Origin of the sequence: Brenneria sp. L4-2C, from assembly GCF_040240335.1 — a bacterium.
Lineage (GTDB): Bacteria > Pseudomonadota > Gammaproteobacteria > Enterobacterales > Enterobacteriaceae > Brenneria.
Genome location: NZ_JBEIAC010000008.1, coordinates 213,402 through 228,370, shown reverse-complemented (window position 1 = coordinate 228,370; position 14,969 = coordinate 213,402). Strand labels below are relative to the sequence as shown.

General features: G+C 46.6%; 14 protein-coding genes and 1 pseudogene. 11 read left to right on the top strand and 4 right to left on the bottom strand.

Translation table 11 applies throughout. The annotated features are described in order from the left end of the window. Positions 1–344 (top strand): transposase (locus ABRZ26_RS14085; RefSeq protein ID WP_319604767.1); only part of this gene is annotated, 344 nt, incomplete at its 5' end. A gap of 231 nt (positions 345–575) precedes the next feature. Beyond that, entirely contained in the window at positions 576–3,242 is a 2,667-nt protein-coding gene (locus ABRZ26_RS14080) for a type I restriction enzyme HsdR N-terminal domain-containing protein (RefSeq protein WP_319604766.1), read from the top strand. 555 nt (positions 3,243–3,797) lie between these two features. Here the strand turns inward: ABRZ26_RS14080 and ABRZ26_RS14075 are convergent. After that, entirely contained in the window at positions 3,798–4,052 is a 255-nt protein-coding gene (locus tag ABRZ26_RS14075) for a helix-turn-helix domain-containing protein (RefSeq protein ID WP_319604765.1), read from the bottom strand. A 104-nt stretch (positions 4,053–4,156) separates the two neighbouring features. On the opposite strand from ABRZ26_RS14075, the pseudogene ABRZ26_RS14070 reads away from it, so the two are divergent. The 3 genes and pseudogenes from ABRZ26_RS14070 to ABRZ26_RS14060 all read left to right on the top strand — a co-directional run bounded on the left by ABRZ26_RS14070 (position 4,157) and on the right by ABRZ26_RS14060 (position 6,008). Then, positions 4,157–4,420, top strand: a pseudogene (locus ABRZ26_RS14070) (helix-turn-helix domain-containing protein). A 185-nt stretch (positions 4,421–4,605) separates the two neighbouring features. Further along, positions 4,606–5,217, top strand: coding sequence for a rhomboid family intramembrane serine protease (locus ABRZ26_RS14065; protein ID WP_319604764.1), 612 nt, complete (start codon positions 4,606–4,608; stop codon positions 5,215–5,217). Positions 5,218–5,435: 218 nt separating this feature from the next. Further along, entirely contained in the window at positions 5,436–6,008 is a 573-nt protein-coding gene (locus tag ABRZ26_RS14060) for a hypothetical protein (protein WP_319604763.1), read from the top strand. A gap of 430 nt (positions 6,009–6,438) precedes the next feature. On the opposite strand, the gene ABRZ26_RS14055 is transcribed toward ABRZ26_RS14060, so the two are convergent. Beyond that, entirely contained in the window at positions 6,439–6,978 is a 540-nt protein-coding gene (locus ABRZ26_RS14055; protein ID WP_319604762.1) for a DUF2058 domain-containing protein, read from the bottom strand. 179 nt (positions 6,979–7,157) lie between these two features. On the opposite strand from ABRZ26_RS14055, the gene ABRZ26_RS14050 reads away from it, so the two are divergent. Continuing rightward, on the top strand, positions 7,158–7,541 hold the full coding sequence (locus tag ABRZ26_RS14050) for an MFS transporter (protein WP_319604761.1): 384 nt from the start codon (positions 7,158–7,160) through the stop codon (positions 7,539–7,541). Here ABRZ26_RS14050 and ABRZ26_RS14045 read toward each other — a convergent pair. After that, a complete protein-coding gene (locus ABRZ26_RS14045) occupies positions 7,538–8,389 on the bottom strand; it encodes a helix-turn-helix domain-containing protein (protein WP_319604760.1) in 852 nt (283 codons plus the stop codon). The genes ABRZ26_RS14050 and ABRZ26_RS14045 overlap by 4 nt on opposite strands. A gap of 122 nt (positions 8,390–8,511) precedes the next feature. Here ABRZ26_RS14045 and ABRZ26_RS14040 point away from each other — a divergent pair, with 122 nt between their 5' ends. Next, positions 8,512–9,927 carry an MFS transporter gene (locus tag ABRZ26_RS14040; RefSeq protein WP_319604759.1) on the top strand — a complete coding sequence of 472 codons (1,416 nt, stop codon included), beginning with the start codon at positions 8,512–8,514 and terminating at the stop codon, positions 9,925–9,927. 59 nt (positions 9,928–9,986) lie between these two features. Here the strand turns inward: ABRZ26_RS14040 and ABRZ26_RS14035 are convergent, their stop codons facing one another. Further along, positions 9,987–10,604: a LysE family translocator gene (locus tag ABRZ26_RS14035; RefSeq protein WP_319604758.1), complete on the bottom strand. Its 618-nt coding sequence runs from the start codon at positions 10,602–10,604 to the stop codon at positions 9,987–9,989. Between the two features lie 273 nt (positions 10,605–10,877). Here ABRZ26_RS14035 and ABRZ26_RS14030 point away from each other — a divergent pair, with 273 nt between their 5' ends. From ABRZ26_RS14030 to ABRZ26_RS14015, 4 genes are all read left to right on the top strand, one after another. Continuing rightward, complete coding sequence (locus ABRZ26_RS14030; protein WP_319604757.1) at positions 10,878–11,756, top strand: LysR substrate-binding domain-containing protein; 879 nt, start codon at positions 10,878–10,880, stop codon at positions 11,754–11,756. Positions 11,757–12,205: 449 nt separating this feature from the next. Further along, entirely contained in the window at positions 12,206–13,024 is an 819-nt protein-coding gene (locus ABRZ26_RS14025) for an ABC transporter ATP-binding protein (RefSeq protein WP_319604756.1), read from the top strand. Between the two features lie 2 nt (positions 13,025–13,026). Then, positions 13,027–13,815 (top strand): ABC transporter permease, encoded by a 789-nt coding sequence (locus ABRZ26_RS14020; RefSeq protein WP_319604755.1) that lies wholly within the window; start codon positions 13,027–13,029, stop codon positions 13,813–13,815. A 20-nt stretch (positions 13,816–13,835) separates the two neighbouring features. Beyond that, complete coding sequence (locus ABRZ26_RS14015; protein ID WP_319604754.1) at positions 13,836–14,912, top strand: ABC transporter substrate-binding protein; 1,077 nt, start codon at positions 13,836–13,838, stop codon at positions 14,910–14,912. Positions 14,913–14,969 lie beyond the last annotated feature (57 nt).

Here is a 14,969-nt window from a genome sequence, read left to right as displayed (position 1 = left end):
TGCTGGATGGTATTGGTGTTCAGCGTCAGAACGGCAGTATGAAGCGCCGTGGTTATGCGGTTTTGGCTGACAAAGCTTACTCAGGGCATGCGCTTCGTAACGAACTGAAACGAAAAGGGATAAAAGCAGTTATCCCTCGAAAATCTAATGAAAAAATGGCTTCTGACGGACGCTCACGGTTCGCCAGTGACATTTACCGTCGCCGCAACGTAGTGGAGAGATGTTTTGGCCGGTTAAAAGAGTACCGGCGTATTGCCACACGCTACGACAAAACGGCGAGAAATTATCTGTCGATGGTGAAACTGGGCTGCATCCGACTCTTTTACAAGAAGTTATGCAATTAAGGGACACAGCCTAGTATAAGAAGATCCTTTTGTAAGGATAAGATAGCGGTTTAAAGGTTGCCCATATACCACAACATCTATTATATTTTTTGTGGTAGGGATGTGAGTAAACATAATTGGTATAATAACGTCCCTATATCTGGAGTGCTTTTTCGCATACTCTAGTTTAGATTTTTATGAATTATTAAAAAAGGTAGCAATAAAATAATTAAATTTATAGGAGTATGATAGATGTGGGAGAAAGAGGGTTTTAAAAATGAAAGTGACGTAGAGCAGAAGTTTATTTATCCGTATTTGACTTCACCATTTCCGTATGGATTTAATTTACCTAGCTCAGTGATTCAAACAAAAGTTAATATTAGAAGATTTACCATTGGTAAAGGTAATGAGACGAAGTTATATTACCCTGATTATTTGATTGTTGTGTCTGGTTTACCGTTAGTTGTTATAGAGGCTAAGGGGCCGTCTGAGAATTTAAATGAAGGTTATAGACAAGCAAGATTGTACGCAACAGAACTTAACTCTCTTTTTGATACAGGTAACAACCCATGTAAATATGTAATTGCAAGCAATGGCATAGATTTTTGGTATGGTTCTGTTGATCAAAGTGAACCAAGATCAAGAATTAAAGTTTTAGATTTGTGTAATTATACGGAAGCTGATGCAGCCTTACAAGATATATTTTCATGGGGTAAAATTGAAGAACTTGCTAGTAATATTTCAAAAGAAATAAAAAATGAAAACTACTTTAAACCTAGGAGATTAATAGGTGGAGTGGCATTTCAGAATGAAGAGGTCGGTAAGAATACTTTTGGTGCAACATTGACCACGTCAATATCTTCTATTTTTAACCCTATTACAAAGGCTGATAAGAGATTTATTGCGAAAAATGGATATATTTCCTCTAAAAAGAGAGAGCGTTATATTGAGCCTATAGATAAAGTTATACGTGCAGCTCGTCCACCAAGTGAAACAAATGCGGTCTTAATCGAGGATACTAGTAGTCCTACTGAAATATTAGATCGTTTGAAAAACCAAAAAGAATTAGAACACCAGATTATGCTTATAATTGGAAGTGTTGGTTCGGGGAAAACAACTTTTGTTGATTATTTACAGGAAAAAGCACTGCCGAAATCACTTCTAGAAGATATGGTTTGGTGTCGGTTCGACATGAACAATGCACCTGTTTCACCAAATGAAATTTATACATGGCTAAAAAATAAAATTATTGAATCCTGTAAAAACTCAATGCCTGAAGAGGATTTCGAAGATATTGAAACAATCCAAAAACTTTATCATGCTGAGTTAAATGCATTTAATAAAGGTGTTGGTAAGTATTATTCACAGAATCCTGACGTTTATCATGTCAAATTAGCTGAATTTATACAAGATCTGCAAAGTAATCTAGAAAAAACAGTTAACGCATTTATGAGATATTGTTGCGGCAACAGGAATAAGCTAAGCCTAATAGTACTGGATAATTGCGACAAAAAAACAAGGGATGAACAACTGTTAATGTTCGAAGCGGCTCAATGGTTGAAGTCAGAGTATAAATCATTAGTAATATTGCCATTGAGAGACGAAACCTATGATAATAATAGAAATCAACCCCCACTTGATACAGCCTTAAAAGATATGGTTTTTAGAATAGATCCCCCTATGTTTCAGCAAATTCTAGTGAGGAGGGTACAATTAGCTTTGAATAAACTAAATTCCAATTCAGGAGAAAAACTTAAATTTAGTTTACCGAATGGAATCCAAGTTGAATATCCTAGGTCAGATCAAGCCTATTATCTTACTTCTATTGTTACCTCTCTTTTTGAACATGACCGCTTTGTCAGAAGAATGATTGTTGGGCTTTCTGGTCGTAATATGCGAAATGCATTGGAAATATTCCTTGAGTTTTGCAATAGCGCACATATCGGTGAGGACCAAATATTCAAAATAAGACAGTCACAGGGAAGATATACTATACCGCTGCACCAAGTTGCTACTGTTTTAATAAGGATGAATAGAAGGTTCTATGATTCTGATAACTCCTACATAAAAAATATATTCAGCGCAAACAATGAAGATTCCAACCCAAACTACTTCACTAGATATATGATTATAAAATGGTTGAGAAGAAAGTTTTCTGAAGCTGGAACAGAGGGGTTTAAAGGTTATTTTACTAAAAAATCTTTAAAAGATGCTTTAACTGGGTATGGCCTAACTCCGAATTTACTTGATAGAGAAATAAATTACCTTCTATCAAGTCGTTGTATAATTGCAGAACATCTAAGGTTAGATTACGTTGATGATGAAGATTTGATAAAGATAGGGCCAGCGGGTTTCGTTCATCTTGACTTGGTAGGTAATATAAGTTATTTGGCCGCTGTATCAGAAGATACATATTTTAACGATCGCTTTACAGCAGAAAGAGTTGTATCTCGTATAAAAGAAATTAATTCACATCTTCATATTCAGAATACAGTTGACAATGCTTCTGACTTAGTGAGTTTTCTATCCGAGAAACAAAAACAACTAACACCACCAAATGGTTCATTCCTATTGGATGATTTATTTCAAGAGCTTACGGATATTAGCGAGGCTCAAAATGCTGTTGCAAGAGTTCGTATTAACCAATCGTGGGATCCTTGGTTTGACGCTCACAGAAGGCTGCCTCGCGGTTCAAAACATCAAGTTAGTCTCACTAATGTAGTGAAGTACGGATCATTTGTGGAATTTAAAGATGGTTTAGTTGGGTTGGTTCACAATTCAAATTATAACGGAATATCACCGAGTATTGGTGATAAAGTCGAAATTGAAGTCATTTGGGTTGATGCTGTTCAGAAGAAAATGAGTCTTTCTCTGGTGTCAATTATACAAGAGGATGCTGGGGATTTATTTGAGAAGTGATCAAAAAGAAGTAGGGTAAGTGAAACTTACCCTACTTCTTGTGGTGTGTTTAAAAAAATACCCATGATAACTATTGGCATACTGCAATTGCATTACATATGTAATCTTCTTTTTATATTGATTCATTTGTTAATTGGGTATAGAAATTCTGCTTCTCGCTCGTGCCTGACAAGGAGCTATCTCGAGGATACATTCAGTGCCAAAAGCGGATGCTGCTAACATTACAGATGTACCCATCAATGAGGAGCAGGTCAGAGATACCTTGCCAAATTCCCCAACCTAGTACACAATATAGCCAGTCAACCAACGAGGTGTACCGAAAACCTTTGTTGAATCAACCGATTGAGCGAGAAATGACTATCTCGTTTCCCGCTCCAATTTCTTTTCTATAGACAGCCACCAACGTCTGTAGCTCTCTGATTCAACAGGGTAGTCGCTCTGTTGCGCATCCTAAAAAAGCCATTGAAAATCCCAGCGTAGCCATGTGTCCGCGCGTTCAACATGGCGTTGAATAATCGGATGCGGCCTGTGGAAGGCGCACGTTGTTACGCGAGGTTATTTTGCGCTGAGCGGCTTATTTTTCGCCGGGATCTTGCCAATGATGCTGATGGGATCGATCGAGAGCAAACGGGCAAGGTGGACAAATTCTACGATGTCTAACCGGCGCTCTCCGTTTTCGACTTTGGCGATAAACGACTGAGGGCGAGCCAGCGCCTGAGCCAGACTGTCCTGCGTGACCCCTTTCGCTATGCGCGCCTCGCGCAGCGCCTTGATAACACGTTGATATTCTTCTGAATAAATTGACGCCATCTCGTTAACCTTGATTGATATCCCAAAATCGAATATCTGCCATTTATTGAGTTATCCCAAAACAGGATAATCAATGAAATTCGTTATGAAGAGGAGCCAGGAAGATGAATAAAAATGACTGGCATCCTGCTGATATCATTGCATCTCTAAGAAAATAGGGAACAACGTTGCAGCGGTTTCAAAGCGGCGGAGCTGGCCTCGTCCACGTCGGCGAATGCGCTGGGCCGAGGGGCGAGCGTTTAATTGCTGATGCGCTTAAAAAACAACCGAAAGAGATCTGGCCTTCATGCTATCAGGATATCGGGAGTGGACAGGGCGACAGGCGCAGGTGGTTTGTGAAACAGATTTATGGCAAAGGGATAAAATAATATCGATATACTTGTGATACTTAAAGTTGCAGGTATGTTTACCATAAGCCTACATCTGTGCCATCGTGAACCAGTAGGTCTATCCTGCATTTTGAGGTTTATTGATTATATAATCCGCTAACCTATAAACTGAGTCTTTAATGAGTCATATTACTGTGACTTTAAATTATAAAAGGATATCGGTGATGCATAAAAACTATTTTCCCCTAACAACTATATTTATCATATGCCTGACATTTTTTTATTCTACATATGTTTCATACTCCCTGACGGGCAGTTTTATGGGTAAAATAAGCGTTCTGGATTTAGAGAAGTTTGGGGGGGTAACGCCAAGTAAACTGTATGATTTTGAAATCTGGAGACTACTGCTCTCCCAATTCATACATGTTAAACCGATTCATATGATTTATAATGTGTTGTCTTTTTTTATACTCGGCGTTTTATTAGAAAAACATATTGGTTCTCGATTTCTGTTCGTTTTATGGTTTGCTAGTGGTGCATTAGGAACCCTTTATAGTACTAATTTTGTAAGTTACCCTTGGAATATTGGTACAGGATCATCTCAAGCTGTATTGGGTGTTTCTTCGTTCGCTTTATTATTAGCTTTGGTTAAAGAAAAAACGACGAATATGTTAAAGTTTGCTGTGGTTTTTTCTATATTACCAGCAATGATTTTGGATGTTATTTATGCGCATTATCCAAAACCTGGCCATGTGCTTTCCATTTTTGTCGGTCTTGTATTGAGTCTAGTTTATTACAGAAAGCATAAATTATATTTTGATAATGAAATTATTTAAAAACGGTAAGTTACATATAAGCTATGCCAGTACTCATTGAAAATGCTTGAATTTTCTGGGAATGACAAGATGTCGCTCTTCTTACCGTAAAACCGTGGCCTGTTTCCCTTTACTACTACATATCACGGTGACAATGCGTTATGCTCGTTTTGCACTCAATTATGTTATTGATGTTATTTTACTCAGCCACATCGTAAATGTTCTAATCGGTATTCAATATGGAAAAACCAGAGTACAAATACAGCTTGCAGGAACTTCTTTGCCTGAAAGTATTCAGTGAAGTGTTTGGCGTAATCAGCTCTGAAGCGTTTTGTCGGGCTGTAGTGGCCTGGGCTGAAAGAGAGGTTATCACTGGCATAGACTCTGAAACGCTTCTTATAATTGCATCGCTGGGACTTGATTCAACGCTAGACCGTTTTGAAGTCGAGAAATACCTGCTTATTTACCAAAGTGAACAGTGCATTCAAGATCCATCCCCTCGTTATAGTGCTTTAGTTTGGCTTCGCTTGCAGCTGGAACAGTTGATTACAGCCTCATCCGCATACGAAATCGAAAGCAGGCTTTCATTTTTTACACATTATGTTTTAGACCACCCACCACGAGCTTTCGCCTGTATAACAAATACACTATCAAATTTTTATTGGGAACTCTATGACGAGTCAATTCCTGTATTTAATTCCAGAGCATCTGAAATGAGTGAAGATGAGCTTTTAGAGCAGGTTAAAGAGCGTCTACTTCCCTTCTACCGGATTCTAAACAACCCCGACTGGATGCAGGTATTAGCTTATTGAAACCAAAGCACCTGCATCATCGTTTTATTCATAACCTCTTAATTCGTGGTTACAGGCGAGCGCTGGTATTGGTATTTCAGCTACAGTAATCGAGCCATCAATGAAACATCATGTTTTAGGCAATGAGCTGATGACATGTCTTGATTACTAACTCTTTGAAAGATTTCTTTTTGGCACCTACCTGCGGATCGATGACACTATGTCAACAATGAGCGAATTGCAGACTTAGCGCCATGGTGAACCAGGTAATGGGGAGCCGATCAAGATGATAAAAAGCCGGGAGGCCAAAAGGCGTCATGCCAGCCGGGCTGGTCGCAAAGGTTGGCAACTATCCGGAACAACAGTGCGTTTTTCCATAAACTGGCTGAATATAAGTGTTAATGAAAAGCCCGGTGGGACTTTTCATTCTTAAGCATCGGCAACACATCAATTACCACATCAAATCATCAGGTACTTTAAAATCCGCATACGGATCTTCTTCATCTTGCTCTTCCTGACTAAGCGCACTATTTAATACAATACTGTTCTCATCTCGCTGCGCAATTTTATCGGCTACGCTCGCGGGGATAATCGCGTATTCACTCTTGCCGCTGTTATCAACAACCAAACGGGCAATGGCGAGACGACCACTGATCAACTGAGCTTGAGTAAGTTTATCCACCACTATTTTTTTAATTAAATTGTTATCTGTGAAGTTAAAGTCAATATCGCCTTTTGAAATGACGATTCGGTTCATTTCAATGAGCTGCTTCACCTGAGCTTTATACTCTTTGGATAAAGCCGCTTGTTTTTGTTGTTCGCTTAGCTGTTTATCACGCTCAAGTTGCGCTTTCTTATTTTCTTCCACAGCCGCTCTTGCCTCACGCGCCTGAACGCGTGATTTTTTAGCCGTTCTCTGGACTTTGGCCATTTTTTTGCTGGTTACTAATCCAGCTTTGAGCATCTGCTCTTGTAAGGTGAGTTTTGCCATCTTCGTTTCTAAACCCGTTGAATAATTTTGGGGATTATACCTGTAATTTTTAAGGCTGTACCAGGTTGCAGGATCTGAGCACCGCGTGGCTTGAGTTTATAGGGATCTACGCATGAAATAAAACCAGTGCTGACACCGGGTCGAATGATTCTGTTCGCCATGGTCATAGGATAGGGGTCATGGTCGCCGATCTTTATTACGCGCAGTCGCGACTGGCGGAGATTGGCCGCAGTTTCGGATGCCCGGCGACTCGGCCGACCCTGATCCAGTTGGGCTATGCTCTTGGCGTTTTGCTCATCGGCATTTTCTTGGCGGATGTGGCTGCTCAGGGTCTACAGGTGACACATCAGTCGGTGCTGTATCGCCTTGCGCCCGAAGCGCGTTCACGCATTACTGCGGTCTTTGTCACGTCGGGATTCGTCGGCATGTCGCTGGGAACGGCGCTCGCCAGCCTGGGGTATGCCCGGCTAGGGTCGACAGGCGTTTGCCTTATTGGCGCCGCATTCCCCGCTGTGCTGGTTCTTCACTGGTTGTGGCGCGCGGCTGGAATAAAGCCTTTTTAATTCTGTCGCGATGGCATTATTTCCGACAAACGTTGGCGATCCGTTTCGGTTTGAGGATGATAAATATTTAATCTGCTGCTGGCGTCGCCGCTAAAGTTCCACCACAATTGTTTATCGAGCGCTATTTTACCCAGTTCTGCATGCCTATAGGTATATGACAGTTCCTCTGGTTGTAATACGGTATTATCTGCCCAGGCCTTATCAAAAATAGGCGATAGCGCTTTAAAATCATCAATTTTTTGCTTCAGCATTTCATCATCAGGATATCTGGCCAATGTGTCCCTGAGAAACCCCGCCATTCTGGTTATTTGTATCCTCATTTTTTTGTCATTATCAATACATAAGAATTTTTGCCAGGCGGCGTTTCTGATAGTCAGGCTAAGATAGTTTTTTTCGCTGACAGGAATGGAATCAATGTTAAAACCAATCATAAGACTGAATGCATGATTACATGTAATAATATCTAAATAATCATTCTGCAATAGTGAAGGGAGCGGGTTGAGTTGTAATAGTAATTGAGAGGTGTGTTCGGAAATGGTGCGGCAAGGATCTTTGTGCGTTATTGTTTGCGGCGAAATTAAATGGCAGAGGTATTCGTATTCAAACGTAGTCAGCCGCAAGGCCTTTGATATTGATATAAGTACCTGCGGTGAAATACCCGCCGCTTGGCCGCGCTCAATTTTACTGTACCAGATTGTGCTAATGCCGGAAAAATAGGCTACATCCTCTCTTCTCAATCCTTTGGTTCTGGTTCGAACGGGCTTGGACAATCCCATGATCTCAGGAGAAATACTTTCTCGTTTTGCGCGTAAGAAATCGCCCACTAACTTTAGGTTATCCTGGTTCATTAACTAACCCTATACAATTTATACGTGTCTAACCTGTTCCTTGTACGGTATAAAACAAAGGTCATAATGTCCATGCTTAATTAAAAATAAGCGATAAAAATGACCGGCATGGAATGAGAAAAATGTTAAGTAAGAATAGAAATAAAGCGCTTTCCGCGTTTGGAGTACTGCTTCTGGTGATGGGGCAGGTCTTGCCTCAATTAGATTTCTCAATAGTGAATGTCGCACTCGATGTAATAGGTAACACATTAAAAACGGATGAGACCGGACTTGTATTGATCGTTGCGTTATATGGATTAAGTTTCGCCGCGCTAATTACCACCGGGGGGCGACTCGGCGATAAGTACGGAAGAAAGCGTCTGTTTATGATTGGCATTATCGGGTTTTGTATTGCCTCGGCGATTTGCGGGTTTGCCGCTGATATTATCGCTATGCTGGTGGGGCGTGTACTTCAGGGCCTTTTTGCCGCACTGCTAATGCCGCAAATACTCGCGACAATCCATACCACATTAGAAGGCGATCGCCACCGCAACGCCGTCGGTATTTACACTTCTATTGCCGGCCTTTCCGTCGTTATTGGCCAAGTGGTCGGCGGTTGGTTGGTGTCTGCAAATTTATGGCATTTAGGCTGGCGAATCGCTTTTTTTATTAACGTGCCTATTTGCATGGTTATATTTATATTGGGTTATTTTGTTATCCCTGAAACTCAATCAGATAAAGCTCAACAACATATGGATGTCAGGGGGATCGTATTATTTATTTTGTGCCTGTCATTGATCATGATGCCCGTCTCTTTAGGAAAACACTGGCCTGAACTATGGTGGTTATTGTTAGGCGCGCCGCCTTGCGCAATGCTATTGTGGAAAGCGGAAAAGGCATATGAAATGGCAGGCCGTAAGCCAATTTTGCCGCCGTCGCTGTTCAAAACACCGATGGTGATAAATGGGTTCGTCAGTGAAATGACGGTGACATTTACTTATCCCGGATATCTGTTTGTCACGGCGTTATGTTTACAAAGCGCCATAGGATTCACGTCGTTTGAATCAGGAAATTCATTTATTGCGCTCGGCGTGATGTTTTTTATCGGCTCATTGATAAGTAAACCATTAAGCAAACGGATTGGCGATGCCAAATCTTTTGCTCTCGGATCGATTCTTTCCGTTATAGGGTTTTTAGGAACTGTCTCGCTAATTTATCATTTCAATGCTGACCTGAGGTTTTATCACTTGTGGATAGCCACGGGCGCGGTAGGGATCGGTGACGCCATCAGGCTAACCTCGGCTTACAGGATTGCATTATCGCGAGTCGGGAAACACCTTGCCAGTGAAGCAAGTAGCGCATTAGTCACCGTACAGCAGGGCTGTGCTGCGTTAGGCACGGCATTTACCGGCGCAATCTATTCATTTGCGTTAGTTCAGGGATATTTAACGGCAATAACAATATCAATCGGCGTCGTGTCTTTGTTGGCGCTATTTGTCGGCATCCCGGTTTATATCAAAACCGCCGGCGCGCTAAAAGCAAACTTGAACGCATCATAAGCCAATAAAATAAGTGGGGGATATTGGCATGCCCCACTTTTTTATCCCTGCAATGCCGCTTAAATAGCGACATTGGTAAAAGCCAGGGACGCGCCCAGCGCGATCAGGGCTATACCGATGAGTTTGTCGACCGTGAGCTGGTGGTTCAGCAAGCGACGGCGCATAGCAGGAGCCGCAAAGAAGAGCGCGACAATGCTGAACCAGATCCAGTGTGAAACCGACATGAACAGGCCATAGGCGACGTTGTGGCTTATCGGGCTGCCTGCGTGTACCACCTGCGTATAAGTCGCCACCACGAAGAGCATGGTTTTCGGGTTAAGCGCATTGGTCAGGAAGCCCATGCGAAAGGCCGCCAATGATGACGGCGCGGCGCCGGGCGCCTCTTCCAGTTTCAGTGCCGTCTGGTTGGTCAGCGATTGGTATCCAAGATAGATAAGATAGGCGGCGCCAAGCACCTTCATCGCCAGGAACAGCAAAGGCGAGTCGACGATAACCACGGCGATGCCCAGCACCGTATACATCACATGGACCTGCACGCCGCAGGCGATGCCGAACGCCGAAATCAAGCCGGTGCGCGAGCCGAAGGCGTAGCTGTTTCGGGTGACCATCGCGAAATCGGGACCAGGACTGATGACCGCCAGAATGGTGATGGTGGCCACTGCTATCAGTTCGTTCATAAGTTCAATACTCCATTGGAAGGCGCGCGACGATCGGACGGCGGAATGATGTCATCTTTTGTGCAATGGTTTTGCACAGATTGTTGATGCGGTCGCGGCTTGCAATCTGCTTCAATCGCGGCTGTGCTGCGGCAGTATCAGGTGCTGGTTTCCCCATATTTAACCTTTGGTTGTCCATTAGTGCTTGCGTGGTGTTGCTTTAATTATTGAGTGCTTGCGCGGGGGAAAAAAGCGATTTATCTTGAGGCAAATCTGTTAGATTTCATCGTGAATATGAAACTTCCATCACTGGCTTCATTCCGCTTTTTCGAAGCGGCGGCGCAAACCGGCAGCTTCGTGAAAGCGGCCGAACAACTGCATGTGACGCACGGAGCCGTCAGCCGGCAGGTGCGGCTGCTGGAAGAGGCGTTGGGCGTCGAGCTGTTCGAGCGACGCAACCGGGCCGTCTTCCTCAATGCGGCCGGGCGCTCATTGCATGCGGCCACGTTCGCGGTGTTCGAACAGCTTGAAACTGCGGTTTACCGGTTGCAGCAGGCGGCGCGGGAAGAGGTGCTGGTGTTGTCCTGTGAGCCGACCATCGCCATGAAATGGCTGATCCCCCGGCTACCCTCGTTTCATCAGGAAAATCCCGACATCAATCTGCATCTGGTCGCGGCAGGGGGGCCGATCGATTTCGCACGAACCGGGGTCGATCTGGCGCTGCGTCGCGACGATTTTCTCTGGGAACAGGGGATTCACGCCGAGAAAATCTGCGATGAGTGGGTGGGGCCGGTAAGCCGCGCGCAGAGGGCGCGGCAGGAGCAACTGGACGGCGTGCGTTTGTTACACGCCGGAACGCGCCCTAAAGCGTGGTCGACCTGGCAGCGATTAGCCGGTGTTTCCACGAAAGGCAGCATCAGGGTCGACTACGAACACTTTTATCTGTGCGTTCAGGCGGCGGCGTCCGGTCTGGGGATGGCGATGGTTTCGTTCCTGATGGTGCAGGATGAACTGGAGAGCGGGCAACTGCATGCGCCCTATGGCTTCATCCGCGATGGCTCCGGTTATTACCTGCTGTCGCCGGAAGCGCTGGAGCAGGACGAAAAGCGCGCGCGTTTCAAGAGCTGGCTGATGGCGGAAGCGGCAACCAGCCTTTCCGCCGTTGGGAAATAATCCGGCAAGTCCGCTTGCCCCTGTCGAGCGGTATTTCGAGTAATAGCCGCCGTCGGTTAGCGGCGAATAGATGATGATTTCCCTGGTTTCAAGATTGGTATATTAAATATGACGCTTAATATGCTAACCGGTAGACGGCGGAATAGAGGGTTTTATTATTATCGACTTTTATTTCCGTCTGAATAAAGCTAAGTCATGCCGGCAATTAATGGATAAAAATAATAAATCGCATATATAAAATGCGCGCCCGGCATCGGATCGGTTACTCACAGCAAACCTTAAATCTTTATGCGAAAAACGGCATTACTAATTCGATATAGTGCAAAAGCGCGCTGTGCTTATTGGTTTTTAATTCTCAGCAGTAATGATAGCCTGTTATATATTCTCATTTTTATTATTTAATTCGAAAACTATAAAAATATCGGCGCATATTGTTTTGAGGGAAATAAATGCCAATTCTGTCCGCCAGGTCCGGGAGGGAAGGTCAATCGCCGGCCAAATCCAGCACCATCAGCGTTCGCGGCGTCCAGCAGCGATTTACAACCAGGAATAATTCCGTTACGGCGTTGACCGGGGTGGATATCGAGATTCCGGCCGGGCAATTCCTTTCTATCGTCGGGCCGTCAGGCTGTGGGAAAAGCACGTTGCTGCGGCTTATCGGCGGACTGGATCTGCCATCGGCGGGCGAGATTCTGATCGATGACGTCAGAGTGCGGGGACCACGCAGGGAAATCGGCACGGTATTCCAGACGCCGGTGCTGTTTCCCTGGCGTACCGCGCTCGAAAACGTTCTTCTACCGGCGGTGGTGAGACGGCAGAACCGCAAACAGGCCACGGCAAAGGCCTATGCCCTGCTTGAGGCCGTACAGCTCTCCGGATTTGAGAAGAGTTACCCCGCCGAGCTTTCCGGAGGTATGCAACAACGCGTCGGCATTGCCCGCGCGCTTGCATCCGACCCCGGCATGCTACTGATGGATGAACCCTTCGGCGCGCTGGACGCTCTGACACGCGAAACCCTCAACGATCAAATTCAGCAATTATGGATGGCGCAGCGCCAGACCGTGGTCTTCGTCACCCACTCGGTGCCGGAAGCCATTTTTCTTTCGGATCGGGTGCTGGTGATGAGCGGTCGTCCCGGGCAGATCCGGGCCGATATCGCTATCGATCTTCCCCGACCACGCACGCTGGCCGACACCGCGACGGCGATCTTCGGCGCCTATGCCGAGGAAATACGCGGCCACCTCAATGCCAACGGCCGGCTGGATTGATCATGAAAAATATCGTTCTCAAAATCGTATCCAGTCTCCTGTTGTTCGTCGGCCTGCTTTGCCTGTGGCATTTCAGCGTGGTCTATTTCGGCGTGCGCAGCTATGTGCTGCCGGGGCCGATCGCCGTGGCGCAAGCCCTCTGGAACGGCATCGGCAACGGACTTTACCTTGAGCATATCTACGTTACGCTCACCGAAACGCTGACCGGGTTCGCCGCCGCTTTCGTCGCCGCGCTGGCTCTGGCGACGCTGATTTCGCTTAGCCGCCGGGCGTCTTTTTATCTTTATCCCTATATCGTTTTCTTTCAGTCGGTGCCCAAGGTGGCATTGGCGCCGGTCATCGTGATCTGGTTCGGACTGGGCATTAACTCGAAGATCGTCACGGTGGCGCTGATGTGCTTCTTCCCGCTGATGGTGAATGCGATCGCCGGCCTCCAGTCCGCGCAGAAGGATCGGATCGATCTATTACGCTCGCTCGGCGCCAACCAGTTCCAGATCTTCACGCTGCTGCGTCTGCCGAGCGCGTTGCCGTTCATCGTGGCCGGCGCCGAGGTCTCGATGATCTTCGCCCTGATTGGCGCCATTGTCGCTGAGTTCGTCGGCGCGCAGGCCGGCCTCGGCGTGCTGTTGCAAACCATGGGCAGCAATCTCGACGTCGCGGGGCAATTCGCGGTGTTGGTGATCCTCGCCTCCATTGGATTTCTGCTCAACCGGATCGTCACCCTGCTCGGCGACCGGCTTCTGGCCTGGGATGCAGGCCGTAAATCACGCCGGTTCGGAAACCGGCATTAACGTTGACGCTGGAGTTCGCTATGTCGCTCAAAAGTCTTGCCCATGCCGCCCTGGCGGCGCTGTTCCTGATCCCCGCAAGCGGCGCGCTGGCGGCGGACGCGAAACCCGTCCGTTTTGCGTGGTGTACATCCTCGACCGGTATTTCGATGGCGCCGATCGCCGCGGCGAAGAAGTTCGGCTGGCTGGAGCAGGAAGGGATCGCGCTCGACATCATCCATGTCGGATCCGGCACCGATTGCGCGAAATATGTCGCAACCGGCGAAGTGGATTTTGCCGCGCCCGCAATCGAGGCGACCGCGGCAATGGCCGCCGTCGGCGCGGATTTGAAGATCTTTTTCACCATCCAGCAGGTGTCATCCTGGAGCATTCAGGCGCCCGCCGCCGGCAGCATCAGCACCGTAAAGGATCTTAAAGGCAAGAAAGTCGGCGTCATCTCGCTGTCCGCCCTCGGCGCGACGATCGTCAAGGGGTTAGCAAAAGAGGCGGGACTGGATCCTGACAAGGATATATCGCTGGTCGCGGTCGGCGATGCGCAACGCGCCGCTTATTTCCTGCAACAGAAAGAAATCGATGCGGTCAGCATTTTCACCCTGGCTCATCTTCAGATCGAAGCGCTCGGCACGCCGCTGCGAGAAGTGGAGGCCGCCTCGATCAAAGATGCGCCGTCGATCGCGCTGGTGACCCGGGGCGATTATCTGAAGGAACATCGCCAGGAGGCCGTGAAACTGGCCCGGGCCTATGCCAAGGGGCTCGCTTTTACCTTTGCCGCGCCGCGCGCCGCCGAGAAAGTTTTCTATGAGGTGTTCCCGAAAGCGGTGCCGGATGCGTCGGTCGCCGCAGGGGTTCACCGCTCGAATATCACGCTGACGGAATATCATGCCGGCGCGCCTTCGCCGCTGAACGGCAACTTGCCGAGCTGGGGCTACTCGCGGCCGGAGGTTTATGGCGCTTATATCGCCAGGTTGATCGACTGGGGGCTGGTACGCGGCAAGATCAGCGAAACGGACGTGATCGACAACAGCCTGCTGCCCGAGATTAACGATTTCGATCACGCGGAAATCGCCGCGCTCGCCGCCAACGCGCCGACCGGCGACTGATGGCGGCGCGCTGTTTTTCGAATTCGACGGGCGGCGTTCCGGAACGGGCCGCACACT